Raw genomic sequence first — 24,272 nt, 5'->3', positions numbered from 1 at the left:
GTCCTCGGGGCCGGTCTCCGGGCAAAGCCCGGCGACACAAGCGGACGGAAGGTGGCCTTAAAAGGGCCGATCTGCGGCGCAGGGCGCCCTCAGAGGACCTTCAGCAGTGCCTCGGCGCCCGAGGCCTCCGCCTTCGAGGGCGTCTCCTCGACGTTCAGGATCCGGACGACGCCGTCCTCGACCAGCATCGAATAGCGCTTCGAGCGGATACCGAGACCGAAGCCCGTGCCGTCCATCTCCAGGCCGAGGGCCCTGGCGAAATCGGCATTGCCGTCGGCGAGGAATTCCAGCCCTTCCGCGCCGCTCGCCTTCGACCACGCGTCGAGCACGAAGACGTCGTTGACGCTCGTCACCGCGATGGCGTCGACGCCGCGGGCGAGGATCTCGTCCTTGTGGGTGACGAAGCCCGGGAGGTGGTTGCGGTGGCAGCTGGGCGTGAACGCGCCCGGCACGCCGATCAGGACCACGCGGCGGCCCTTGAACACGTCGTCGGTGGTGCGCGCGATCGGGCCCTCGGGGCCGATCACCCGGAAGGTGGCCTGGGGCAGGTGGTCGCCGACCTGGATCATCGCGGGTCCCTCGTTGTCGCGCGCTGGGATGGCGCGCGTGAGCAGCGCGCCTGACCTAGCGTGGCGGGTGGTGCCTGTCGAGGATGCGGCCGATTCCGACGTGCCGCGCCTTCAGGCTCCGAGGAGCTTGATGAAGGCTGCGCCGGCTCCAAAGAATGCCGCTCCTGCGGCCATGCCCGAGAGGGCAACGAGCGGCACCGGTATTCTGGAGCATGGATTGGAACACGTACAAGCTTGGGGGAGGCTTGCTGCGTCCCTTTTGCCTGCTGGACAACCGGAGGACGGGGCGTAGCATGGATGCATGGCGCACCCTCCGCATCGCAGGCCCGATCGCTCATCGGCAGCGTCACCGCTCCGGACGGAGCTGTCGGGCCCGAATTTCCTCGACGGGCAGTTCCTTGTGGCGATGCCCGGCATGGCCGACGAGCGCTTCGCCCGGTCGGTGATCTATGTCTGCGCCCATTCCGCCGACGGCGCCATGGGCATCATCGTCAACAAGGCGGCGACCGACATCAGCATGCCGGACCTCCTGGTCCAGCTCGATGTGGCACCCGAGGCGGATGCGATTCGCCTGCGCGAGCGGGTTGGCCATATGCCGGTCCTGATGGGCGGCCCGGTGGAGGGACGGCGCGGCTTCGTGCTCCACAGCGACGATTTCCACATCCAGCAATCGACGCTGATCATCGACGACGGCATCTGCCTGACCGCGACGGTGGAGATCCTCCGTGCCATCGCCAGCGGCGAGGGGCCGGCGAGCGCCGTCCTGGCGCTCGGCTATGCCGGCTGGCAGGCGGGTCAGCTGGAGAGCGAGATCATGGCCAATGGCTGGCTCAACTGCCCGGCTGATCCCGCCCTGATCTTCAACGCTGACCTCGACGCCAAGTACGACCTCGCCCTGCGGGCCAACGGCATCGATCCGGCAATGCTGTCGATGACAGCTGGCCGAGCCTGATCGACCGGCCCGGCGCGTAGGCTCGGGCGTCTCTGCCTTCGCGAGCGGAGCACAGCAATCTGGCGGCACAACGCGTGCCGTTGTGGCGCGACCCTGGCTCGCCTCGCTGCGGGAGCGTCTATTCCGGCAGCGCGTCGCCGCCGCCCACCGCATCCGGGTTCATGCCCTCCACGGCCGGCTTGGGACGTGGCCTGCGGGGCGCGACGGCCGCAGTGGGCGTCGCCGTGTTGGCGCCCAGCCGGGTTGCCAGGGCCAGGGCCCGGTTCTCCGTCACCCGCAGATGGCAGAACCCGTGCGTGCCCTCGCGCGCATAGGTGCGGCAGAGCTGCTCCCGGTCCGACGAGAAGGCCGCCTGCTCGCTGACGATCGGCCGCACGTCCTCGCGCCGGGCGCGCTGGGTCATCAGCTTGTAATTGTCCCGCACGGCCTTGTCGGCGACGCCGCGGGCCGTGTCGAATTCGCCGGCCCGCGGAAGCAGGGTAGCGGCGGCTGGCCCCCAGAGGCCCACCGGGGTCGTGGCGCAATCCGCCGCCGAGAAGGTGCAGACAGGTCCCGCGCCCAGGCTCGAGACCAGGATGCCCCCCTCGGTCACGTCGAAGCGCAGCGGGCATTCCGCCCCGGCGGCCTCGAAGCGCGGCACGCCTTCGGGCTTGCCTTCGGCGGTGAGCGTCACCGGATTGCCGCCGGCGAGCGGAACCGTGCAGGATTCCGCCGGCTGCGAGATCTTGGTCCCCGGCAGCTTGATCCGCGCCGTGACGGTAGTGCCGGACCGTTCCAGCTTCAGGGATCCGGCCAGGCCGTTGAGCTGGAGATCCTGGCCGATCACGCCCTCCTCGGAGGGCGTCTTCAGCACGACCGGGCGGGCCGGGGCCGGGGCCGGCCGGGGCGCCTCTGGGGCCGCGGGCGGGCCCGGCTCGCCCGGTGCCGCTGGGGCGGGCGACGGCTCCGGCAGGCCGCGCGGCGGCATCGGCGGCCGCTCCGGCTTGATGCCGAACAGGCGCTCGAAGAAGTTCTGGGCCTGCGCCGGGGGCGCGGCGAGCATCCCGGGCGCCACGACGGCGACCGCCAGGATCGGGAGCAGGAGGCTTCGGATCGGGCGCATCGGACTCTACGAAGGGGCACGAAGTGGCGGGGCCACGCGCAACCCCTTGTCGAAACGTTAACACGTCGTCGATGGCGCCGACGTGGCAGCGGAGCAACAAAATGCAGCCACGCCACCCGGCAGATGGGTGGCCTGCGGCGAGATCCTGCCGGAATGACAAGGAGATGGCGCGATTCCAGACGGCGCCCCCGCCGCGCAGGCTTCGCCTTGCGAGCCCGGAACGGGCTTCTTATATCGCCCTCGACGCGGGATTGCGCGCTGGGTTTCAGCCGTTCACGGCCCTTGATCCGGCCCGGGTCCCATACTCACATCACCCCCGTACACCGCCATGGGCCGAGCTGCTTCGGGGCTCGGCGGTCTGCTTGAACGCGACGAAAAGAGGGATCCCACCATGGGTAAAGTTATCGGCATCGACCTCGGCACCACCAATTCCTGCGTGGCCGTGATGGAAGGCACGCAGCCCAAGGTCATTGAGAATTCGGAAGGCGCGCGCACCACGCCGTCGATCGTCGCCTTCACGGATGACGGCGAGCGGCTCGTCGGCCAGCCGGCCAAGCGCCAGGCTGTCACGAACCCCGAGCGTACGTTCTTCGCCATCAAGCGGCTCATCGGCCGGACCTACGACGACCCGATGACCCAGAAGGACAAGGGCTTGGTGCCCTACAAGATCGCCCGCGGCGACAACGGCGACGCCTGGGTCGAGGCGGACGGCAAGAAGTACTCGCCCTCGCAGATCTCCGCCTTCACGCTGCAGAAGATGAAGGAGACCGCCGAGTCGCATCTCGGCCAGCCGGTCACGCAGGCCGTGATCACGGTGCCGGCCTACTTCAACGACGCCCAGCGTCAGGCCACCAAGGATGCCGGCAAGATCGCCGGCCTTGAGGTGCTGCGCATCATCAACGAGCCGACCGCGGCGGCGCTCGCCTACGGCCTCGACAAGAAGAAGTCCGGCACGATCGCGGTCTACGACCTCGGCGGCGGCACCTTCGACGTCTCGATCCTCGAGATCGGCGACGGCGTGTTCGAGGTGAAGTCGACGAACGGCGACACCTTCCTGGGCGGCGAGGACTTCGACAACCGCATCGTTGAGTACCTGACGGCCGAGTTCAAGAAGGAGCAGGGCATCGACCTGACCAAGGACAAGCTCGCCCTCCAGCGCCTCAAGGAGGCCGCCGAGAAGGCGAAGATCGAGCTGTCCTCGGCCACCCAGACCGAGATCAACCTGCCCTACATCACCGCCGACAACACCGGCCCGAAGCACCTCGCGCTGAAGCTCAGCCGGGCGAAGTTCGAGTCGCTCGTCGACGATCTGGTCCAGCGGACGATCGAGCCCTGCCGCAAGGCGCTCAAGGATGCCGGCGTCTCGGCCTCCGAGATCGACGAGGTGGTGCTGGTCGGCGGCATGATCCGCATGCCGAAGATCCAGGAGGTGGTGAAGTCCTTCTTCGGCAAGGAGCCCCACAAGGGCGTCAACCCGGATGAGGTCGTGGCCATCGGCGCCGCCGTGCAGGCCGGCGTGCTCCAGGGCGACGTCAAGGACGTGCTGCTCCTCGACGTGACCCCGCTGTCGTTGGGCATCGAGACGCTGGGCGGCGTGTTCACCCGGCTCATCGACCGCAACACCACGATCCCGACCAAGAAGTCCCAGACCTTCTCGACGGCCGAGGACAACCAGAACGCCGTCACGATCCGGGTCTTCCAGGGCGAGCGCGAGATGGCGGCCGACAACAAGCTGCTCGGCCAGTTCGACCTCGTCGGCATCCCGCCGGCGCCCCGCGGCATGCCGCAGATCGAGGTGACCTTCGACATCGACGCCAACGGCATCGTGAACGTGACGGCGAAGGACAAGGCGACCAACAAGGAGCACCAGATCCGCATCCAGGCCTCGGGCGGCCTCTCGGACGCCGATATCGAGCGCATGGTCAAGGACGCCGAGGCGAATGCCGAGGCGGACAAGAAGCGGCGCGAGCTGGTCGAGGTGAAGAACCAGGGCGAGAGCCTGATCCACGCCACCGAGAAGTCGGTGTCCGAGTACGGCGACAAGGTGCCGGCCTCCGACAAGGGCGCGATCGAGACCGCGATGACCGCGCTCAAGACCGCGCTCGAGGGTGAGGATGTCGAGGCCATCAAGGCCCGCACCACGGACCTGATGCAGGCCTCGATGAAGCTTGGTGAAGCCATGTATGCCGCCAACCAGGCGGCCGGCCCGGATGCCGGTGCCGAGGCGGCCTCCGAGAAGAAGGACGACGTCATCGACGCCGACTTTCAGGAGGTCGACGAGAAGGACCAGAAGAAGCGCGCCTGAGGCGCGGTTCTGTTAAGACCGCGCGGGGCCGGAGCAATCCGGCCCCGCCTTTGCGTGGGCAGCGTATTCAGAAGCTCCGTCATTCCAGGGATGCGAAGCGGAGCCCGGAATCCACGATCCGCCGACCGATCGCGCTTCTGCGCCGTCGTCGCATCTGGATTCCGGGCTCGTCTGCCGCGCCCCGGAATGACGACTCGATGTTAGAAGCGTCGCGATCCGAGGTCGGGCCGGGACGAGAAGGCACCTGAGGGCGGGATGTCGAAGCGGGACTATTACGAGATCCTGGGGGTCACCAAGACCGCGTCGGAAGGCGAGATGAAGGTCGCCTTCCGCAAGCTCGCGATGACCTATCATCCCGACCGCAATCCCGGCGACAAGGACGCCGAGATCAAGTTCAAGGAGATCAACGAGGCCTATCAGTGCCTCTCCGACGGCCAGAAGCGCGCCGCCTACGACCGGTTCGGCCACGCGGCCTTCAGCCAGGGCGGGGGCGGTGGCCCCGGATTCGGCAACGAGTTCGGCGACTTCATGTCGGACATCTTCGACAATTTCTTCGGCGACGGCCGCAGCGCCGGTGGCGCCCGGGGTGGACGCGGCGGCGCGCCGGGGCGCGAGCGCGGGGCCGACCTGCGCTACAATCTCGAGATCACCCTGGAGGAGGCCTTCACCGGCAAGGCCGAGACCATCAAGATCCCGACTTCGGTGACCTGCGAGGCCTGCGACGGTTCCGGCGCCAAGCCCGGGTCGAAGCCGCGTACCTGCCCGACCTGCGCCGGCTACGGCCGGGTCCGGGCGGCGCAGGGCTTCTTCGCCATCGAACGCACGTGCCCGAATTGCCACGGCCGCGGCGAGATCGTCGACGATCCCTGCACGGCCTGCCAGGGCGCGGGCCGGGTCAACCGCGAACGCACCCTCTCGATCAACGTGCCGGCGGGTGTCGATGACGGCCTGCGCATCCGGCTCGCCGGCGAAGGCGAGAGCGGGCTGCGTGGTGGCCCGGCCGGGGACCTCTACGTCTTCCTGTCCATCAAGCAGCATGAGTTCTTCCAGCGCGACGGCGCCGACCTGTTCTGCCGTGTGCCGATCTCGATGGTCACCGCCGCGCTGTCGGGCGAGATCACCGTGCCGGTGATCGACGGCTCGCAGACCCAGGTGCGAATTCCCTCCGGCACGCAGACCGCCAAGCAGTTCCGCATCAAGGGCAAGGGCATGCCGGTGCTCCGCTCGCGGGAGGTCGGGGACCTCTACATCCAGGTCTTCGTCGAGACCCCGCAGAACCTGACCAAGCGCCAGCGCGAGCTGCTCCAGGAGTTCGATCAGTCCGCCTCTCCGGAGAATCATCCCGAATCCGCGGGCTTCTTCTCGAAGGTTCGGGACTTTTTCGGAAGCGCGGTCCGGCCATGAGGCCGGATCCGAAACCCGGGAAGACCTGTTATGCAAGCGGCCGGCGTGGCTTGCATACCCTAGGCGCGGCGCCGGCTTGACTGTAAGACAGCGCCGTTCTTTAGCCTTTCATTCTCAATTCGGCATCAAGGAATCCAGGACTTGCCGCCGCTCCGCCGTCCCAACGCGAAGGCTCCTGCCGGCAGGAGCGCGATTTTCGGGCCGCGGCGCGACCCCCTGGAGGATGAAGCGCGGTTCTTGCGCTCTTGGTTCGAGCGTCCCCTCGTCACCGGCGCCGTGACGCCGTCGGGCAAGATGCTCGCGCGGACCATGGCCGCCTATGTCGACCCGCGGCTGGAAGGGCCGGTGGTCGAACTCGGTCCAGGCACCGGACCGGTGACCGAGGCGCTGATCCGGCGCGGCGTCGCGCCGGAGCGGCTGATCCTCGTGGAATTCAACCCCGATTTCTGCCGCCTTCTGACCCACCGTTTCCCGGGCGTCCAGGTGATCCAGGGCGACGCCTACAACATGCGTGCGAGCCTGAAGGACGTGCTGACGCAGCCCGCGGCCGCGACGATCTCGAGCCTGCCGCTGTTCACCAAGCCGCTGGAGCAGCGGCTGGACCTGCTCAACACCGCCCACGACCTGATGCGGCCGGGCGCGCCGTTCGTGCAGTTCACCTACGCGGTCGTGCCGCCGATACCGGCACGGTGCGAGGCCGGCAGCTACACTGCCGACCGTTCCAGCCGGGTCTGGCTGAACCTGCCGCCCGCGCGGGTGTGGGTCTATCGCCGTCCTTGAGCTGAACACGGCCTGAGCGAACAGCTCACAATTGCGTCAACTCAAAGGGCGCACACCTGAGACACGGCCGGATGCCCAGCGCGCCCGGCGTGGAACAGGAGAACGCCGATGTTCACCAAGACCGTACGGAATAGCTTGGCCGCCGCCCTGGCCTTCGGCGGCCTCGCCTTCGCGGCGCCCGCCATGGCCGCCCCCCTCAGCCGAGATGCCGGGCTGCAGCAGGGCTCCAGCGACATCCACACCGTCCAGTACGGGTACGGCCACGGCCACGGCGGCTGGGGACATCGCGGCTTCGGCCCGCACCATCGCCATCACGGCGGCTGGGGGCGCGGCCACCACTATGGCTGGCGCCACCACGGTTTCGGGCCGCGTCACCATCATCACGGTGGCTGGGGCCATCGCCACGGCCACGGCCGCTGGTGAGGCCGACGGGCATTCGCCCGCTTGTCACCCCCGTAAAGGCGCCGACGTCCTGCACCGTCGGCTGAACGCCATCGACTTGCGCGCCCCTCGCCTCTGCGGGGGGCGCGGAGCCGGCCGAACTGCCGCTCCGAGACGGATCTAAGATCCGGACCCCACGCGCTCGATGACCGCCGGCCGGCCGACCGGCGCCTCGCCCATGCGATAGGCGGCCCGCAACGCGGCCTCGGCGCGATCCGCGCCGGCCTCATCGGCGGCGTGGACAATCCCGAGCAGGCCGCCGGATGCGCCGGGAGCGGCAAGATCCGTGAAGCCGACGCGCGGATCGATCGGATCGTCCGGCCGGGTTCGGCCGCCCCCGAGTCCGATCACCGCCAAACCCAGAACCCGCGTCGCAACGCCCGCGACGGTTCCGTCCTGACGAACCGGACGCCGCACCGGCGCGGCGGGCAGATGTGAGGCGGGCTTCTTCAAAAGGTCACCCGGCCCGCCAAGAGCCGCGACCATACGGGCGAAATATTCAGCCGCCCGGCCCGACGCGAGGGCCTCCTCCAGTCGCTCCGCGGCGCTGTCGCGGTCCGGCGCCAGACCGCCGACAACCAGCATCTCCGCGCCCAGCGCCGTTGTGACCGCGTGGAAGCGCGGCTCGCGGCGCGCACCCGTCAGGTAGTCGATCGCGTAAGCGACCTCGACGGCGTTGCCGGCCGCACTCGCCAGCGGCGCGTCCATGTCGGTGATCAGCGCGGCCGTCCGCAGGCCCGCGCCCTCCGCCACCGTGACGATGCTCTCGGCCAGCGCCCGCGCTTCCGCCACGCTCTCCATGAAGGCGCCGGAGCCCTGCTTCACGTCCATCACCAGCCCGTCGAGCCCGGCGGCGAGCTTCTTCGACAGGATCGAGGCGGTGATCAGGTCACGCGACTCGACCGTGCCGGTGACGTCGCGGATCGCGTAGAGGCGCCGGTCGGCCGGGGCGAGATCGGCAGTCTGGCCGATGATGGCGCAGCCGACCTCTTTGACGACCCGGCGGAACGCGTCCAGCCCGGGCGTCGCGTCGTAGCCCGGGACGCTGCCGAGCTTGTCCAGCGTCCCGCCGGTATGGCCGAGGCCGCGCCCGGAGATCATCGGCACGTAGCCGCCGCAGGCCGCCACCATCGGAGCGAGCGGCAGGCTCACCGCATCGCCGATGCCACCGGTCGAGTGCTTGTCGAGGACCGGCCCGGGCAGGTCCCAGGTGAGGACGCGGCCCGATTCCGCCATGGCGCGGGTCAGCGCCACCCGCTCCGGCAGCGACAGCCCGCGGAAGAACACCGCCATGGCGAAAGCCGCCGCCTGTCCCTCCCCAACCCCGCCGTCGGTGAGGCCTCGGACGAACGTTTCGATCGCCTCCGGGTCGAGGGGCAGCCCGTCGCGCTTGGCCCGGATTGTTTCCTGCGGCAGCCGCACGCTCACAGCTCCCGGGCCTGGATCAGAGTCTCGAACAGGCTGCTCGCCCCGAGACGGAAGGTGTTGGGGCTCACCCAGCCGGGGCCCATGATCCGGTCTGCCAGGGCGAGATAAGTGGCGGCGTCGGCAACGCTGCGCAGGCCGCCGGAGACCTTCAGGCCCGCGGGGCGACCGCTCGCGCGGATCTCGGTCAGCATCGCCTCGGCCGCCTCCGGCGTAGCCGAGACCGGGCTCTTGCCCGTGGAGGTCTTCAGGAAATCGGCGCCGGCCTCGAGGGAGATCCGGCAGGCCTGCCGGATCCGTTCGGGATCGGCGAGTTCGCCCGTCTCCAGGATCACCTTGAGGATCGCGGACCCGCAGGTGTCGCGCACGGCCTCGACCATGTCGCGGGCGATTGCCGCCTCACCCCGCAAAAGGGCTCGGTAGGGCAGGACGAGGTCGATCTCGTCCGCGCCGTCGCGCAGGGCCTCGGCGGTGTCGTCGGTGGCGCGGGCGCAATCCTCGTCGCCCTTCGGAAAGTTGATCACCGTGGCGGTCCGGATGCCGGTCCCGGCGAGCGCCCGCGCGCCCTGTTCGACGAAACGCGGCCAGACGCAGATCGCCGCGACCCCGCCGCGCTTCGCGTCCCGGCAGAGGACGTCGATCTTGGTCTCGGTGCAGGTCTCGCCGAGATCGGTGAGGTCGAGGAGCGGCAGGGCGCGACGGGCGATTGCGCCGGCTTCGGGGTCAGTCATAGGCTCTCTCTCCGTCGGGCAGGCCGGCCACGAAGGCCTCGACCAACCGGCCAAGATCCTGCGCGGCCCGGGCCGCCACCGCCTTCGTCTCCGCGTGGTGCGGCGCGCCGCCGGCGATGCCGGCCGCGAGGTTCGTCACCACCGAGACCGCCGCCACCGGCAGGTCGAGGAACCGGGCGAGGATCACCTCGGGCACCGTGGACATGCCCACGAGGTCGGCGCCCAGGATGCCGGCCATCCGGACCTCCGCGGGCGTCTCGAAGCTCGGCCCCGAGAACCATGCGTAGACCCCCTCCTCCAGGGGCACGCCGCAGGCCTCGGCCGCCGCCCGGAGCCGCACCCGCAGACCCGGGTCGTAGGCCTCGGTCATCGGCACGAAGCGGGCGTCGCTTGCTTCGCCGATCAGCGGGTTCAGGCCAGAGAGGTTGATGTGGTCGGAGAGCAGCACGAGGCTGCCGGGCCCGGTCGCAGGCCGCAGCGATCCGGACGCGTTGGTGAGCAGCAAGCGCCGGGCGCCGAGATGCCGGGCGCAGGCGAGCGGCACCCGCATCACCGCCGGATCGCCCCGCTCGTAGGCGTGGGCCCGTCCCTCGAAGATCAGGACCGACCGCCCCGCGAGGCGGCCGCGGTGCAGCCGGCCGCCATGGCCGCTGACGCCCGGCCCCGGAAAACCCGGGATCGCCGCATAGTCGAGGGTGGCCGAATCCGTGAGAGCGTCCGCGATGCCGCCCAGCCCGGTGCCGGTCACAACCGCGCAGGAAAAGGGCCCCGCGAAACCGGCGGCGCGCAGGGCGTCGCGGGCGGCCGCCTCACTCACCCAGCGTCTCCGGTCCGAAGGATTCCGGCAGCAGCTCCGCAAGGGTGAAGGTGCGGGCGACGCCGTCCGGTCCGGCGGCGTGGATCGGCGTGTCGGGCCCGGCGAATTCACGAATGCGCTGGCGGCAGGCGCCGCAGGGCGTCACCAGGCCGATGCCGTCGCCGCAGACCAGGATCGCCGCGATGCGCCGGCCTCCGGCCGCCACCATGGCGGCAATCGCGCCGGCCTCAGCGCAGGTCCCGACGGGGTAGGCGGCGTTCTCGACGTTGCAGCCGGCATGGATCGCGCCGCGCTCGTCGCGGAGTGCCGCACCGACCAGGAAACGGGAATAGGGGGCGTGGGCCCGCGCGCGCACCGCGCGAGCGGCCTCGAACAGGGCAGCGAGCCCGTCATCGTCCCGTGCTGGATCCGCGGCCTGCATGGCCGATCTTTCGCACCCGCCGGGGCGCCCTGTCGAGGGCCCCGAAGAGGCTTCAGCGCGCGGTCAGCGGAGCGCCAGGCCGGCGCCGAGCAGGCTCGCCGCCTGCCGCAGTTCCGCGTCGCTCCGCGGGCCGCTCAGGGCGTAGGCGGTGTCGCCCGCATTCCACGCGACGACGTCGCCGTCATCCGAACCGGAGAGCGTCGTCGGCCCGCCGCGGATGCCGCGGGTGGCGAACAGCGACGCCTCGCCGAAATGTCCGGCCTCGAGGGCGACCTCGATCCCAGTGCCGTGCCGGGCGGGGAAGACCTGAATGTCGCGGACCCGCCAGCCGTCGGGCAGGGCCGGAAGATCGATCCCGGTCACAGAGCGGAGGCGCTCCCGATCGTAGACCGGTCCGTCGGCCTGACCACCGATGCTTTTGCGCAGCTGCGCCACGGCCCGAGCCTGCCGGGCATCCGCGATCAGCGCCGGATCCGGCGTTGCCGCCAGGGTATCGGGAACGCCGAACCGGCCGATCTCGTCATGGGCGAGCCAGCCCGCGCCCACGAGCACCGCGATGGCGGCGGCCCGCTTCAGGCGCGAGGCGACGCGGCGCCAGCGCAGGTTCCGGTCGAAGCGGCGCGCCAGGATCACGTTCCGGTCCGGCCCGGGCTCCGGAACGGGCTCGAAACAGGCCCGCAGGGCATCGCGATCGTGCATCTCGGCCATCACCCGGGCCGCCGCCTCGGGGTTGGCTGCCAGATGGGCCTCGACGTCGAGACGGCGCATCGGGTCGATCTGCCCGTCGACGAAGCCGATGAGATCGTCATCTGTGATCGGATCGATCATCGTGAAGTCCTCGAATCCAGCGTGCCCGGAGGCGATCCGCCGGTCGCAATCGTCAGTCGCCACCGGCGCCCTCGGGTGCCGGTCCTTCATCAACCTCGTCCTCAATCCTCTCCGACAGCGCGTCGAAGGGGCCAGACGGACCGGCCCTTCGGCTCGTCGGACACGACCAGCCGAAGGGCGGAGGGCGGCCCGCGCCGCGTCTCGGATGTCCGCTCGGGTGGCCGGGGGGGCTCCGCCTCGCCGGAGGTCCGATCGGTTCGCGTTCCCTCCTCGAAGGCCCGCAGGGCCGCGCGGCCGCGGCCGAGACGGGACATCAGCGTGCCGATCGGGATGCCGAGCACGTCCGCCGCGTCGGCGTAGGCCATGCCCTCCAGGGTGACGAGGTGGAGCGCGGCGCGCTGCTCCTCCGGCAGCCTGAGGAAGGCCTGCCGGATCTGGGCCAGGCGCACCTGTCCCTCCTGGGCCGGCGGCGCCATGTCCTCGGTCATCCGCACCAGTGTGTCGGCGTGCCGCGCCTCGACCTGCCTGCGGCGCTGCTCGTCGATGAAGGCGTTGTGCAGCACCGTCATCATCCAGGTGCGCAGGTTGGTGTTGGGCCGGAGCGTGCCCTGCATCTCCAGGGCGCGCACCAGCGTGTCGTGGACGAGATCGTCGGCCCGCAGCGTGTCGCGGGTGAGCGATCGGGCGTAGCGCCGCAGCGGCACCAGCAGGTCGAGGAGGTCCGGGCGCTTGTTCTTGTCCGATGCCATAAGGTGCGAACGCGGGGCAGCGACCCTTTAATCCCACGTGCCGGACCGGCGTCGACCTCAAGCTTGGTCGAGGGTCGTGGCGATGCCCGAAATGATCCGCGGATCGGTCGGCTCGACTTGCGTGGCGAAGGCCGCCGCGAGGGTCCCGTTCCGGGCGATCAGGTATTTGTGAAAGTTCCAGCGCGGCGTCTCGGCGGGCCGCTCGGCCGCAGCCCAGCGGTAGAATGGGTGGGCTCCCGGCATCTTCACCCGGGTCTTGGCCGTGAGCGGGAAGGTGACGCCGTGATTCTTCCGCGCAGCCTCCGCGATGGCCGGCCCGTCCAGCGGCTCCTGATTGCCGAAATCCGGGGATGGGACGCCCAGCACGATGAGCCCGCGATCGCCGAACCGCGTCCAGAGCGTCTGGAGCCCGGCAAGCTGCCCGGCATAGCCGCAGGCCGTGGCGGTGTTGACCACCAAGATCGGCTTACCCGCATAGGCAGAGAGCGGCATGGGGCCGCCCTCCGGAGTGTCGAAGGCGAAACTCGTGGCCCGCATGGGTTCGGCGGCGCGGGCCGTACTGGCGATGCCGGCGCCGATCAGGATCAGGGCTTCGCGACGCAGCAAGGTCATGACGGCAGCCTCGTCCGGGATACAACGCCCCGCAACGCGTCAAACGCGCTGGTGTTTCACCCACCGATCCGGTCGATTCGTCGCAGGCCTGCCTTGGACCGCCAGGGACGTTACCCTAGGCAGCCCGGACCGAGTCGAGGAAGCGACGCACCTCCGCGTCGAGCCGTCGGGCCTCGGTGGACAAGCCGGCCGCCGAGCCCAGGACCTGCGCGGCTGCGGCGCCGGCGCCCTCGGCGGCACGGGCTACCCCCGCGATGCTGCCCGTCACCTGGCCGGTCCCGAGTGCCGCCTCCCCGACATTGCGGACGATCTCCTGGGTCGCCGCGCCCTGCTGCTCGACTGCGGACGCGATGCCGCCGGCCAGGACGCTGATCTCGTTGATGCGGCCCACCACCACCGCGATCGCATCCGACGCCTCCCCGGTCCGGGATTGGATATCGCCGATCTGCCGCGCGACCTCCTCGGTCGCCCTAGCGGTCTGGCCAGCCAGTTCCTTGACCTCCGTCGCCACCACGGCGAAGCCGCTTCCTGCCTCGCCGGCGCGTGCCGCCTCGATGGTGGCATTGAGCGCCAGCAGATTGGTCTGCGCGGCGATCCCCGAGATGAGGCCGACCACATCGCCGATCCGGGCAGCGCCCGCGCGCAGGGTCTGCATCAGGTCGGCGGATTTCCCAGCCTCCGTGACGGCCGAGCCGGCGAAATCCGCCGAGTTCTGGACCTGACGCCCGATCTCCGCCACCGTGGCACCGAGTTCCTCGGCCGCCGCCGCCACCGTGCTGACGTTTGCGGAGGCCTGCTCGGCCGCAGACGCCACCATGGTCGATTGCCGCGCGGTCTCGGTGGCGGCCGCGCTCATGCTCGCGGCCGTGGATTGCAGCTCGGTCGCCGCAGTCGAGACGGCGCGCACGACGCCGCCGACCGCGGTCTCGAACCCGTCGGCCATCTCGCGCATCGCGGCCTTACGCTGCGCCTCCAATGCCGCCCGCGTCTCGGCCGCCTCGGATTCCAGTGCCTTGGCTCGGGCGAGTCCATCCCGGAAGACCTGTACAGCCTCGGCCATGGCGCCGATCTCGTCGCGACGTCCGACGCCTGGCACCGTGACCGACAGGTCGTCGGCGGCGAGGCGGATCATCGTCCCCGTTATGGCGCCGATCGGCCGGGCGATGCCGACCTGGAGGAGGAGCAGACTACCGAGCGCTGCGAGCACCATCAGTCCCAGCCCGACGTAGCTGGCAGCGCGCGACGAGGCGATGGCCGCCGCCGACTCGGCGGTGCGCGTCGTCAGCAAGTCCCGCTCGGTCGTCGCGATCTCGGTCGCCTTGGCACGCAGACCATCCATCGCGGCCTTGCCGGCTCCCGAACTCTCGATGCGGCGCGCCTCATCCCGGGTCGCGGGATCCTTCATCAGAGCGATCTCGTAATCCGCGACGTTCCGGCCCCAATCCTCCGCCAGGGTCTTCAAGTCCGTCAGCCTCCGCTGCTGCGCGGCGTTGTCGGACGTTAGACTGCGCGCCACGTTCCAGGCCACCGCGAATGCCGCGCGGCCCGCTTGCTCGGGTTCGAGGAAGCGGGGATCCGCCGAGATCAGGTAGCCGCGCATGCCGGTTTCGCGGTTGATCATCGCGGCCGTCATCTGCTCGACCGCGGAGATCAGTTCGTGCGTGTGCGTCGTCCAGGCTTCCGTATCTTCGGTCAAATCGATATTCCGCAGTGAGATGACCGATACGCTGATCGTGATGACCAGCATCACCGCCAGGATCAGCGCGATCTTCGCGCCGATCCTGAAATCGACCAATCGAACGCTCATGAACGACCTCTGCTCTGACGATGGAGCCCACCAGGGCAGCCATCTCGTCGGCACAAGTGGCCGGCAGAAGATAAAATCAGGATCAAAAAATCGTCTAAGATCTTTTCGACGCATGGATGCTGGAAATTTATTTGCAAAAAATCGGCTATTTATTCATGACTAACTCCAGATTTGGCCCATTTTTAGAAACTTTTAGCCATATTATGTCGAAAATTGCTAAATAATACAATCTATCTACTGATATGCCTGCTGCAGGTCGATCGTGCAATCCTGGCCGATCCGCTCGTAATTCTCGGCGAGCCAAGCCTGCGCGGCGGCTCGGCCCTTGTCGCGCAGGCGCTTGAACACGGTCCAGCGGGCGTCGAGCTTGGACGCGGCGTTGTAATCCTCCAGCGCGTCGGTGCCGTCGATCCGGTGCACGAGAACCCGACGGTACTGGCCCTGGCCGAGAACGCCCTCCTCGATCAGCCCGTCGAGAAAATCGATCGCCCGCAATTCCCGCATCAGGTTGGCGTTGAAAGTGATCTCGTTGAGCCGGTCCCGGATCTCGCTCTCGGTGCGCGGGGTCTCGCGCCGCTCCACCGGGTTGATCTGCACGAGCACGATGTCGCGGGTCTGGGCACCCCGGTGGAGCGGATAGAGCGGCGGGTTGCCCAGATAGCCGCCGTCCCAATACGGCACCCCGTCGATCTCCACCGCCTGGAAGACGGTCGGCAGGCAGGCCGAGGCCATCAGGTGATCGACGGTCAGGCGTTCGCGCTCGAACACGGCGAGCTTGCCGGTCCAGACATTGGTGGCGGAGACGAACAGGCCCGCCGTGTCGGCCGCGCGCAGACGGTCGAAATCGACCTGCTCGGCCAGCGCCTTGCGCAACGGGTTGATGTTGAGCGGGTTCGACACGTAGGGGCTCGGCGCCAGCATCTTGGCCCAGAATTCGGCAACCGGATTGCCCTTCCACAGGTTGAACAGGCCGCTGACGAGGTTGCGCTGGGCCGGCCCCAGGTCGCCGTCGAGGCTGACCTCGCGCCAGAAGCGCTCCAGACCCTCGCGCGCCCCGTCAGGACCACCCTTCAACCAGCCATCCACCAGGACGACGGCGTTCATCGCCCCCGCGCTCGCACCGGTCACCGCCTCGAAGCCGAGACGCCCATCCTCGATCAGGGCATCGAGAACGCCCCAGGTGAAGGCACCGTGCGCGCCGCCGCCCTGGAGGGCCAAGGCGACCGGCTTCTCGGCATTCGGCCCGGCCAGCATGTGGTTCGGCGCCTGCGCGGCCGGCACATCGATCGCATCCGAAACGGGCGCCTCGGGCACGGCAGTGACGGGATTGTGCGGCTCGGCGCCGCTGGGTTGCTCGCTCATTTCGGCCTCCTGATCCGCGACAGAGATGGGATGCTGCAATGCAGCATCAACCGCGGACCAAGCTTGCGCGCGGTCTCACAGCCCGGATCCGCACCGAGCGAATCGGCAACAGACGCGGACGAAAACCCGCCGTCGGGAGCGGCGGCGTCTGCGGGACGTGCAGAAAACTCGACATCTGCGCCCGGATACGACATGACAGCCGCGATGCTGTCATGCGCGATGCTGTCCTGCGCGGCGCCGGGTTGACGCGGCGCCGGGTCATCCGCAGCTAACTCGCGGCAGCCCCGAAGTTCCGGCGAGGCGTGTCCCCGGGACCGGCCCGGCAGCCGTCACGGCTCCGGCATCCCGCGAGGCGCGCACGCGAAGGTCCACGATGGAAGTCATGGAAGCCACCCGTTCCGAAATCCCCGCCGAGACTCCGCTGGCCAGCGGCGGCCCGGAAATCGCAGGCCCCGCGCCGCGCCACCGCACCGTCGGCGTCACGGTCGGCGAGGGTGAAGGCGCGGTCACGGTCGGTGGTGGCGCGCCGATTGTCGTCCAGTCGATGACCAACACCGACACGGCCGACATCGACGCTACGGTGGCCCAGGTCGCCCAGCTCGCCCGGGTCGGCTCGGAGCTGGTGCGGATCACGGTCGACCGCGACGAGGCGGCCGCTGCCGTTCCGAAGATCCGCGAGCGCCTCGACCGGATCGGCGTCCACGTTCCGCTGGTGGGCGACTTCCACTATATCGGCCACAAGCTGCTCGCCGACCACCCGGCCTGTGCCGAGGCGCTGGCTAAGTACCGGATCAACCCCGGCAATGTCGGCTTCAAGGACAAGAAGGACACCCAGTTCTCGGCGATCATCGAGCAGGCGATCAAGCACAACAAGACCGTGCGGATCGGCGCCAACTGGGGCTCGCTCGACGGCGAGCTGCTCACCCACCTGATGGACGAGAACGCCAAGGCGCCGCGGCCGATCGATGCGCGCGCGGTGATGCGCGAGGCGATGGTCCGCTCGGCGATCGGCTCGGCCGACCGCGCCGTGGAACTCGGCCTGCCGCAGAACAGGATCATCCTCTCGGCCAAGGTCTCGGCCGTGCAGGATCTCATCGCCGTCTACCGCGAGGTGGCGCGCCGCTCGGATTACGCGATCCATCTCGGGCTGACCGAGGCCGGGATGGGCTCGAAGGGTCTCGTCGCCGCCTCGGCCGCTATCGGCGTGCTGCTTCAGGAGGGTATCGGCGACACGATCCGCTACTCGCTCACCCCAGAGCCGGGCGGCGACCGGAGCGTCGAGGTGAAGGCAAGCCAGGAACTCCTGCAGACGATGGGATTCCGCACCTTCGTGCCGATGGTGGCGGCCTGCCCGGGCTGCGGACGCACGACCTCGACGACCTTCCAGGAACTTGCCCGCGACATTCAGAACTGGATCGTCACCTCCATGCCGGAATGGAAGAAGACCTATCCCGGCGTCGAGGGGCTGAACGTCGCCGTGATGGGCTGCATCGTGAACGGACCGGGCGAATCGAAGCATGCCGATATCGGCATCTCGCTGCCCGGAACCGGCGAGACTCCGACCGCGCCGGTCTTCATCGATGGCAAGAAGGCGATGACCCTCCGCGGCCCGACGCTGGCCAAGGATTTCGAGACGATCGTGATCGACTACATCGAGCGCCGATTCGGTCAGGGCGGGACGCGCACCGCGGCCGAGTGAGGGGCGCGGGGTCGGCGCGGGCGTCCTTCGCGACACGGAGGACCCGTTCGTCCGCACCGTCATTCCGGGGCGCGCAGGCGCGCCCGGAACCCAGACGCACGGTCGGTGAAAGGCGCCCGGCCTCGGCGGCTCTAGATCCCGGACTCCGCTGCGCGGGCCCGGGATGACAGGGAAGCGGCCGCCCAGGCTGGCTCCGACGCGCCGCTTTAACGTCTATAGCCCAGTCGGTCGCGCTGAGACCCAGCTCCGCGATCTTCGCAGATGCACACGGTTTCCGGCTGCACGAGGGCATGATAGCAAGGCCGCACGATCCCGCGAGCGGTCGGCCCGGTGGCCGGCCCGCACGGTTCGGCGGAGTCTTCGCGTTTTCTGCCCGGCCCCGATTGGCCCCTGAGCTGAACCGCGAAGCGCCGGCCACGCCCGAGCTTCCGACATCCGCATGAGCCACACTTTCGCACCCGGCGTAGCCGCCCAACCCGCGCCCGCAGCTCCCGACGCCGCGCGCGCGGACGCACCGGCAGCCGACGAGACCGGCGCTCAGGCGCCGACGCACGGGCCAGCCACCTCCGGCAGCCTCGACGCGCCCGAGAAGGGCGAGACCCAGCACGGTCATGCCGGCTTCTGGACGCTGCTGGTCGGCTCCGTCGGCGTCGTCTACGGCGACATCGGCACGAGCCCGCTCTACGCGTTCCGCGAGGCGCTTGTCCCGGCCCGGACCGACGGCATCCTGCTGCCCGAGGAGGTGATCGGCACGGTCTCGCTGATCCTCTGGGCGCTCTTCATGATCGTGACGGTGAAATACGTCGCGATCCTGCTGCGCATGGACAACAACGGCGAGGGCGGCATCCTCTCGCTGATGGCGCTGGCGCGAAAGGCGCTCGGTGGCTCGCGCATCGTGTTCATGCTGGGCCTGCTCGGGGCGTCGCTGTTCTACGGCGACGCGGTGATCACGCCGGCGATCTCGGTGCTCTCGGCGGTGGAGGGGCTTAAGCTCGTCACACCCGCCCTCGACGATTACGTCCTGCCGATCACCGTGGTGATCATCGTCGCGCTCTTCCTCGTGCAGAACCGCGGCACCGGGAAGGTGGCGGCCTTCTTCGGGCCGATGACCATCGTGTGGTTCGTCGCCATGGCGCTTGCGGCGCTGCCGCACATCGCCCTGCACCCGGAGGTGTTCCGCGCGGCCAACCCCGTGCACGCCGTGGTCTACCTCCTCGGCCATGGCACCGGAGCCCTGGTGGCGCTGGGCGCCGTGTTCCTGGCGGTCACCGGCGCGGAGGCCCTGTTCGCCGATCTCGGCCATTTCGGCCGCAAGCCGATCCAGGTGGCCTGGATCGGCCTCGTCTTCCCGGCGCTCGCCCTGAACTATCTCGGGCAGGCCGCCCTGGTGCTGGAGAAGCCCGACACCGCCGACCCGTTCTTCCAGCTGGTGCCGGCTTGGGGCCTGCTGCCGATGGTGCTGCTCGCCACGCTGGCCACCGTGGTGGCGAGCCAGGCGGTGATCACCGGCGCCTTCTCGCTGTCCCGGCAGGCGATCCAGCTCGGGCTGCTGCCGCGGCTGGAGATCCGCCACACGTCCGAGTCGCATGCCGGCCAGATCTACCTGCCGCAGATCAATTCGCTGCTGATGATCGGCGTGGTGCTGCTGGCGGTGCTGTTCAAGACCTCGTCGTCGCTCGCCTCGGCCTACGGCATCGCGGTAACCGGGACGATGCTGCTCACCGCCTCGCTGACCTTCCTGGTGATGTGGCGGATGTGGAAATGGTCGCCGGTGGCGGCGGCGGCCGTGATGCTGCCCTTCATCGTCCTCGAGTTCCTGTTCCTGCTGTCCAACCTGATCAAGGTGGTGGAGGGCGGCTACGTCCCTCTGCTGCTGGCCGGCGGCCTGATCATCCTGATGTGGACCTGGGTCCGGGGGGTGACGATCCTGTTCAACAAGACCCGCAAGACCGACGTGCCGCTCGTGGAACTCGTCGGCATGCTGGAGAAGAGCCCGCCCCACCACGTGCGCGGCACCGCGGTATTCCTGACGAGCGACCCCGAGATCGCCCCGGCGGCGCTCCTGCACAACCTCAAGCACAACAAGGTGCTGCACGAGAAGAACGTGATCCTCACCGTCGAGACGGTGGATACGCCCCGCTCGAACGAGGCCGACAAGGTGCGCATCGAACCGGTCGGCCCGCATTTCTACCGGGTCGTGATGAAGTTCGGCTACATGGAGACGCCGAACATTCCGAAGACCCTGGTGCTGCTGCGCCGCCAGGGCTTCAAGTTCGACATCATGGCGACCTCGTTCTTCCTGTCGCGCCGCTCGATCCGGCCGGCGGCGCATTCGAACATGCCTCTCTGGCAGGACCGGATCTTCATCACGCTGGCCAAGAACGCCAACGACGCCACGGACTTCTTCCAGATCCCCACCGGGCGGGTCGTGGAGGTGGGAACGCAGGTAACAGTGTAGGTAGCGGTCTCGTCAGCACACGACAAGACCGATTAACACTTTAGGATAGCACTGCGCTTTCACCGCCGAGATTTATATAGTCATACAATATTCTGAACATTCTCGCCGAGCAGCCGTCTCATTTCCGCGCCTGAGTCGGAGTCACGCATAGGCAACATTGCGGCCGGCCGCCTGCGAGTTCAGACAAACGATTCCTCGCGACTCTTTGAGGTCGAACCATGGTGATTGCGGAGCGACCTCTGTCGATACAGGACGGATCCGAGTTCAAGACGTGCAAGATTGCAATGCACGCACCTGAAAACGCGGATGTGATGTGCATCTGCTGCTATACGATCGGCTAGCCGAGAGCTTCGGCGCTGGCGTGGACGCCTGTCTAGCACTCCACCTAACGCTCCAGAAAATCGGCGTCACGCTTTATGCCAGCGCCGATCAAAGGCCGGCATCCTGGTGTTCGACAAGCTCGGGCGAAGCTACGGATTTGCCATTCCGAAGAACGGGCGTGACCTTCTGATCGGAAACGACAAGATCTTCGACGGGTGAGCACCGGACTCGCTCGCCGACTGATCGGCTCCGTCGTCGCGGGCCGCAAGGCACCTCTGGCGGGAGGCCGCCGGAGCCGCGGCAGCGCTGGACCGCTTCTCACTCAGACCGGGATCCGGGCCGGTGATCGACAGGTTGATCTTGCAACACTCGATGGCACGGCCTGACAGGCCGCGCCGGCTGAGCGGACACAATCTCCGGCTGTTCCCACAGCTACTCACCGCATGTGCGGCGCCGCACGCGGCATGACCTGAGCGCAAGCAAGCGAGGATGACCGGCCGTGTCCGTGCGTTGCGCCCGGGAGGGGGCCTGCTTTAGAATATTTATTATTCTGAGCTTGAGCGTTTGCCCGGCGATCTCCCCCGCATCGGCACGCGTGAGCCGGCAATGCCGGCCTTGGCCTCAGGCCCGGCTCGGACCCGACTGAACGCCGCTCCGGCGCCGCCAGACAGGACGCAACGATGATCAAACTCACCGTGAACGGGGCTGCGCGCAGCTTCGACGGCGACCCCGACATGCCGCTGCTGTGGTACCTGCGGGACGAGCTCGGGCTCACCGGCACCAAGTTCGGCTGCGGCGTCTCGCTCTGCGGGGCCTGCACCATCCATCTCGGCGGCGCGGCGACCCGCGCCTGCATCACGCCGGTCTCGGCGGCCGCGGGCCAGGAGGTCGTCACCATCGAGGGGCTGTCGCCGGACGGCAACCATCCCGTGCAGGTGGCGTGGCGCGACCAGAACGTCGCCCAGTGTGGTTTCTGCCAGTGCGGCCAGATCATGCAGGCCGCCGCCCTCCTGAAGGACACGCCCAAGCCCACCGATCAGGACATCGACGACACGATGAGCGGCAACATCTGCCGCTGCGGCACCTACCCGCGCATCCGCACCGCGATCCATCAGGCCGCCGGCCAGACGGCGCCCGCCAGCAAGGGAGAGCGCCTGTGATCCACGACGCCAAGCTGACCGCTGAGCTCGCCAAGACCAAGCCGACCCTCGACAATGTCAGCCGCCGCGGCATCCTCGGCGGCGCCGGCGCCCTGGTTCTGGCCCTCTCGCTGCGCCCGGCCCGGGCCGACGAGACACAGACCCAGGAGCAGAAGGAGCAGAAATTCGGCGCCGACGGCATGCCGCACGGCTGGCGCGACGACCCGAAGGTGTTCGTCGCCATCGCGCCGGACGGCACCGTCACGGTGACCAACCACCGCTCCGACATGGGCCAGGGCATTCGCACCTCGGTGGCCTTCACGGTGGCCGACGAGCTGGAGGCCGACTGGTCGAAGGTGAAGGTGGTCCAGGCCTGGGGCGACGAGACCCGCTTCGGCAACCAGGACACGGACGGCTCGCGCTCGACCCGCCACTTCTTCCAGCATTTCCGCCACGCCGGCGCCGCCGCGCGGCTGATGCTGATCCAGGCCGCCGCCAAGCAGTGGGGCGTGCCGGCCTCCGAGGTCACGGCCGTCAACCACACGCTGACCCACGCCAAGTCGGGACGCACCCTCGGCTACGGCGCGGTGGCCAAGGCCGCCGCCGAGCTGCCGGTCCCGACCGACGTCAAGCTGAAGGACCCGAAGGACTTCCGCTACATCGGCACCGGCAAGGTCGGGCTGATCGACAATTTCGACATCACAACCGGCCGGGCCGTCTACGGCCTCGACACCAAGCTCGACGGGATGCTGTACGCGGTCGTCGCGCGCCCGGCCGTCTACGGCGGCAAGGTAAAGTCCTTCGACGACAGCGAGGCCAAGAAGGTCCCGGGCGTCGTGAAGATCTTCAAGATCGACGGCGGCGAGATCCCGTCCGAGTTCATGCCGCTCGGCGGCGTCGCGGTGGTGGCCAAGAACACGTGGTCAGCCATGAAGGCGCGCGACGCCCTCAAGATCACCTGGGACGACGGCCCGAACGCCGGCTACGACACCGACGCGTTCCGCAAGGAGCTGGAGGCCGCGGCCCGCAAGCCTGGCAAGGTCGTACGCACGCAGGGCGACGTCGACGGCGCCCTGGCTAAGGCCAAGACCAAGGTCCAGGCCGAGTACTTCGTGCCCCACCTCGCCCAGGCGCCGATGGAGCCCCCGGCGGCGGTGGCCCGCGTGAAGGACGGGTTCTGCGAGGCCTGGGCCTGCGTCCAGGGTCCGCAGGCGGCCAACGACCGCCTGATGAAGGCGCTCAAGCTCCCCGACGACAAGGTCAAGGTGAACGTCACGCTGCTCGGCGGCGGGTTCGGCCGCAAGTCGAAGCCCGACTACGTGGTCGAGGCGGCGCTCTGCTCGCAGGCCGTCGGCGGCGCGCCGGTGAAGCTCGCCTGGACCCGCGAGGACGACCTCCACCACGGCTTCTACCACACGATATCGGTGGAGCACCTGGAGGCCGGCCTCGACGAGAAGGGCATGCCGGTGGCGTGGCTGCACCGCTCGGTGGCGCCGACGATCGGCTCGATCTTCGCGCCCGACCCGAAGCACGAGCTGCCGTTCGAGCTCGGGATGGGGCTGGTCAACACGCCGCTCAACATCCCGAATATGCGGCTGGAGAACCCCGAGGCCGCCGCCCATGTCCGCATCGGCTGGTTCCGCTCGGTGTCGAACATCCCGCACGCCTTCGCGATCCAGTCCTTCGTGTCGGAGCTGGCGCACGCCGCCGGCCGCGAGCCGAAGGAGTACCTGCTGGAGCTGATCGGCCCCGACCGGAAGATCAGCCCGACCGAGATCGGCGACGTCTGGAACTACGGCGAGGATCCGAAGCGCTACCCGATCGAGACCGGCCGGTTGCGCGGCGTGATCGAGGCCGCCGCCAAGGGCGCGGGCTGGGGACGGCAGATGCCCAAGGGCACCGGTCTCGGAATCGCCGGCCACTACAGCTTCGTCACCTACACGGCGGTGGCGGCCGAGGTGGAGGTCGACGACAAGGGCCAGGTGAAGGTGAAGGCGATCGACATCGCGGTCGATTGCGGGCCGCAGGTGAACCCGGAGCGCATCCGCTCGCAGATGGAGGGCGCGGTGGTCATGGGGATGGGGCTCGCCTTGACCTCCGAGATCACCTTCAAGCAGGGCCGGGCGGTGCAGAACAACTTCGACGGCTACGAGGTCCTCCGGATCGACGCCGCCCCGAAGGTGGTCCGCGTGCACCTCGTGCCGACCGGCGCCTGGGACGGGCCGCTCGGCGGCGTCGGCGAGCCCGGCGTGCCGCCGGTGGCACCGGCCATCGCCAACGCGATCTTCGCGGCCACCGGCCGGCGGGTGCGGCAATTGCCGATCCGCGATCAGCTGAGCGCCTGAACCGT

General features: G+C 69.0%; 20 protein-coding genes. 9 read left to right on the top strand and 11 right to left on the bottom strand.

Features of this window, described 5'->3' with window-relative positions:
* Positions 1–89 precede the first annotated feature (89 nt).
* Positions 90–569, bottom strand: coding sequence for a peroxiredoxin (locus tag CIW48_RS14110; RefSeq protein ID WP_091777962.1), 480 nt, complete (start codon positions 567–569; stop codon positions 90–92).
* 301 nt (positions 570–870) lie between these two features.
* Between CIW48_RS14110 and CIW48_RS14100 the strand changes: the two genes are divergently transcribed.
* Positions 871–1,521 (top strand): YqgE/AlgH family protein, encoded by a 651-nt coding sequence (locus CIW48_RS14100; protein WP_281407344.1) that lies wholly within the window; start codon positions 871–873, stop codon positions 1,519–1,521.
* A gap of 118 nt (positions 1,522–1,639) precedes the next feature.
* Here CIW48_RS14100 and CIW48_RS14095 read toward each other — a convergent pair whose 3' ends face one another.
* Positions 1,640–2,623, bottom strand: coding sequence for a hypothetical protein (locus CIW48_RS14095; protein ID WP_149311341.1), 984 nt, complete (start codon positions 2,621–2,623; stop codon positions 1,640–1,642).
* Between the two features lie 391 nt (positions 2,624–3,014).
* Between CIW48_RS14095 and dnaK the strand changes: the two genes are divergently transcribed.
* The 4 genes from dnaK (at position 3,015) to CIW48_RS14075 (ending at position 7,535) form a co-directional block, all read left to right on the top strand.
* Positions 3,015–4,928: a molecular chaperone DnaK gene (dnaK, locus tag CIW48_RS14090; RefSeq protein ID WP_091777959.1), complete on the top strand. Its 1,914-nt coding sequence runs from the start codon at positions 3,015–3,017 to the stop codon at positions 4,926–4,928.
* Between the two features lie 255 nt (positions 4,929–5,183).
* Positions 5,184–6,332, top strand: a complete 1,149-nt coding sequence (dnaJ, locus tag CIW48_RS14085) for a molecular chaperone DnaJ (RefSeq protein WP_091777957.1) — start codon at positions 5,184–5,186, stop codon at positions 6,330–6,332.
* Between the two features lie 141 nt (positions 6,333–6,473).
* Positions 6,474–7,112 (top strand): rRNA adenine N-6-methyltransferase family protein, encoded by a 639-nt coding sequence (locus tag CIW48_RS14080; RefSeq protein WP_091777955.1) that lies wholly within the window; start codon positions 6,474–6,476, stop codon positions 7,110–7,112.
* Positions 7,113–7,220: 108 nt separating this feature from the next.
* Positions 7,221–7,535 carry a hypothetical protein gene (locus tag CIW48_RS14075; RefSeq protein ID WP_149311340.1) on the top strand — a complete coding sequence of 105 codons (315 nt, stop codon included), beginning with the start codon at positions 7,221–7,223 and terminating at the stop codon, positions 7,533–7,535.
* Positions 7,536–7,673: 138 nt separating this feature from the next.
* Here the strand turns inward: CIW48_RS14075 and deoA are convergent, their stop codons facing one another.
* The 9 genes from deoA to CIW48_RS14030 form a co-directional block, all read right to left on the bottom strand.
* Complete coding sequence (gene deoA, locus CIW48_RS14070) at positions 7,674–8,975, bottom strand: thymidine phosphorylase (RefSeq protein WP_149311339.1); 1,302 nt, start codon at positions 8,973–8,975, stop codon at positions 7,674–7,676.
* 2 nt (positions 8,976–8,977) lie between these two features.
* On the bottom strand, positions 8,978–9,709 hold the full coding sequence (deoC, locus tag CIW48_RS14065) for a deoxyribose-phosphate aldolase (RefSeq protein ID WP_149311338.1): 732 nt from the start codon (positions 9,707–9,709) through the stop codon (positions 8,978–8,980).
* Positions 9,702–10,526: a purine-nucleoside phosphorylase gene (locus CIW48_RS14060; protein ID WP_149311337.1), complete on the bottom strand. Its 825-nt coding sequence runs from the start codon at positions 10,524–10,526 to the stop codon at positions 9,702–9,704. Before CIW48_RS14060 ends, deoC begins: the two co-directional genes overlap by 8 nt.
* Entirely contained in the window at positions 10,519–10,947 is a 429-nt protein-coding gene (locus tag CIW48_RS14055; RefSeq protein WP_149311336.1) for a cytidine deaminase, read from the bottom strand. The genes CIW48_RS14060 and CIW48_RS14055 overlap by 8 nt, the downstream gene beginning before the upstream one ends.
* A gap of 63 nt (positions 10,948–11,010) precedes the next feature.
* A complete protein-coding gene (locus tag CIW48_RS14050; protein ID WP_149311402.1) occupies positions 11,011–11,775 on the bottom strand; it encodes an anti-sigma factor in 765 nt (254 codons plus the stop codon).
* Between the two features lie 101 nt (positions 11,776–11,876).
* Complete coding sequence (locus CIW48_RS14045) at positions 11,877–12,524, bottom strand: sigma-70 family RNA polymerase sigma factor (protein ID WP_149311335.1); 648 nt, start codon at positions 12,522–12,524, stop codon at positions 11,877–11,879.
* Between the two features lie 57 nt (positions 12,525–12,581).
* A complete protein-coding gene (locus CIW48_RS14040) occupies positions 12,582–13,136 on the bottom strand; it encodes a glutathione peroxidase (protein ID WP_149311334.1) in 555 nt (184 codons plus the stop codon).
* 115 nt (positions 13,137–13,251) lie between these two features.
* Positions 13,252–14,943 carry a CHASE3 domain-containing protein gene (locus CIW48_RS14035; protein ID WP_149311333.1) on the bottom strand — a complete coding sequence of 564 codons (1,692 nt, stop codon included), beginning with the start codon at positions 14,941–14,943 and terminating at the stop codon, positions 13,252–13,254.
* A 234-nt stretch (positions 14,944–15,177) separates the two neighbouring features.
* Complete coding sequence (locus tag CIW48_RS14030) at positions 15,178–16,305, bottom strand: patatin-like phospholipase family protein (protein WP_149311332.1); 1,128 nt, start codon at positions 16,303–16,305, stop codon at positions 15,178–15,180.
* Between the two features lie 373 nt (positions 16,306–16,678).
* Here CIW48_RS14030 and ispG point away from each other — a divergent pair, with 373 nt between their 5' ends.
* From ispG to CIW48_RS14010, 4 genes are all read left to right on the top strand, one after another.
* Positions 16,679–18,004, top strand: a complete 1,326-nt coding sequence (gene ispG, locus CIW48_RS14025; RefSeq protein ID WP_091777936.1) for a flavodoxin-dependent (E)-4-hydroxy-3-methylbut-2-enyl-diphosphate synthase — start codon at positions 16,679–16,681, stop codon at positions 18,002–18,004.
* A gap of 439 nt (positions 18,005–18,443) precedes the next feature.
* Positions 18,444–20,462 carry a potassium transporter Kup gene (locus tag CIW48_RS14020; protein WP_149311331.1) on the top strand — a complete coding sequence of 673 codons (2,019 nt, stop codon included), beginning with the start codon at positions 18,444–18,446 and terminating at the stop codon, positions 20,460–20,462.
* Positions 20,463–21,463: 1,001 nt separating this feature from the next.
* Entirely contained in the window at positions 21,464–21,943 is a 480-nt protein-coding gene (locus tag CIW48_RS14015; RefSeq protein WP_149311330.1) for a (2Fe-2S)-binding protein, read from the top strand.
* Positions 21,940–24,267 (top strand): xanthine dehydrogenase family protein molybdopterin-binding subunit, encoded by a 2,328-nt coding sequence (locus CIW48_RS14010; protein ID WP_149311329.1) that lies wholly within the window; start codon positions 21,940–21,942, stop codon positions 24,265–24,267. The genes CIW48_RS14015 and CIW48_RS14010 overlap by 4 nt, the downstream gene beginning before the upstream one ends.
* The last annotated feature ends 5 nt before the right edge of the window (positions 24,268–24,272 follow it).

Origin of the sequence: Methylobacterium sp. P1-11 (assembly GCF_008329595.1) — a bacterium.
GTDB lineage: Bacteria > Pseudomonadota > Alphaproteobacteria > Rhizobiales > Beijerinckiaceae > Methylobacterium.
The sequence above is the reverse complement of the archived record's forward strand: the minus strand, read 5'-3'. Positions and strand labels throughout refer to the sequence as shown.

Coding starts and splice junctions, on each gene's coding strand:
- CIW48_RS14020 (WP_149311331.1), top strand. CDS start 18,444: ATGAGCCACACTTTCGCACCCGGCGTAGCCGCCCAACCCGCGCCCGCA.
- CIW48_RS14015 (WP_149311330.1), top strand. CDS start 21,464: ATGATCAAACTCACCGTGAACGGGGCTGCGCGCAGCTTCGACGGCGAC.
- CIW48_RS14075 (WP_149311340.1), top strand. CDS start 7,221: ATGTTCACCAAGACCGTACGGAATAGCTTGGCCGCCGCCCTGGCCTTC.
- CIW48_RS14110 (WP_091777962.1), bottom strand. CDS start 569: ATGATCCAGGTCGGCGACCACCTGCCCCAGGCCACCTTCCGGGTGATC.
- deoC (WP_149311338.1), bottom strand. CDS start 9,709: ATGACTGACCCCGAAGCCGGCGCAATCGCCCGTCGCGCCCTGCCGCTC.
- CIW48_RS14050 (WP_149311402.1), bottom strand. CDS start 11,775: ATGATCGATCCGATCACAGATGACGATCTCATCGGCTTCGTCGACGGG.
- CIW48_RS14030 (WP_149311332.1), bottom strand. CDS start 16,305: ATGAGCGAGCAACCCAGCGGCGCCGAGCCGCACAATCCCGTCACTGCC.
- CIW48_RS14095 (WP_149311341.1), bottom strand. CDS start 2,623: ATGCGCCCGATCCGAAGCCTCCTGCTCCCGATCCTGGCGGTCGCCGTC.
- dnaK (WP_091777959.1), top strand. CDS start 3,015: ATGGGTAAAGTTATCGGCATCGACCTCGGCACCACCAATTCCTGCGTG.
- CIW48_RS14035 (WP_149311333.1), bottom strand. CDS start 14,943: ATGAGCGTTCGATTGGTCGATTTCAGGATCGGCGCGAAGATCGCGCTG.
- ispG (WP_091777936.1), top strand. CDS start 16,679: ATGGAAGTCATGGAAGCCACCCGTTCCGAAATCCCCGCCGAGACTCCG.
- CIW48_RS14040 (WP_149311334.1), bottom strand. CDS start 13,136: ATGACCTTGCTGCGTCGCGAAGCCCTGATCCTGATCGGCGCCGGCATC.
- dnaJ (WP_091777957.1), top strand. CDS start 5,184: ATGTCGAAGCGGGACTATTACGAGATCCTGGGGGTCACCAAGACCGCG.
- CIW48_RS14055 (WP_149311336.1), bottom strand. CDS start 10,947: ATGCAGGCCGCGGATCCAGCACGGGACGATGACGGGCTCGCTGCCCTG.
- CIW48_RS14045 (WP_149311335.1), bottom strand. CDS start 12,524: ATGGCATCGGACAAGAACAAGCGCCCGGACCTCCTCGACCTGCTGGTG.
- CIW48_RS14100 (WP_281407344.1), top strand. CDS start 871: ATGGCGCACCCTCCGCATCGCAGGCCCGATCGCTCATCGGCAGCGTCA.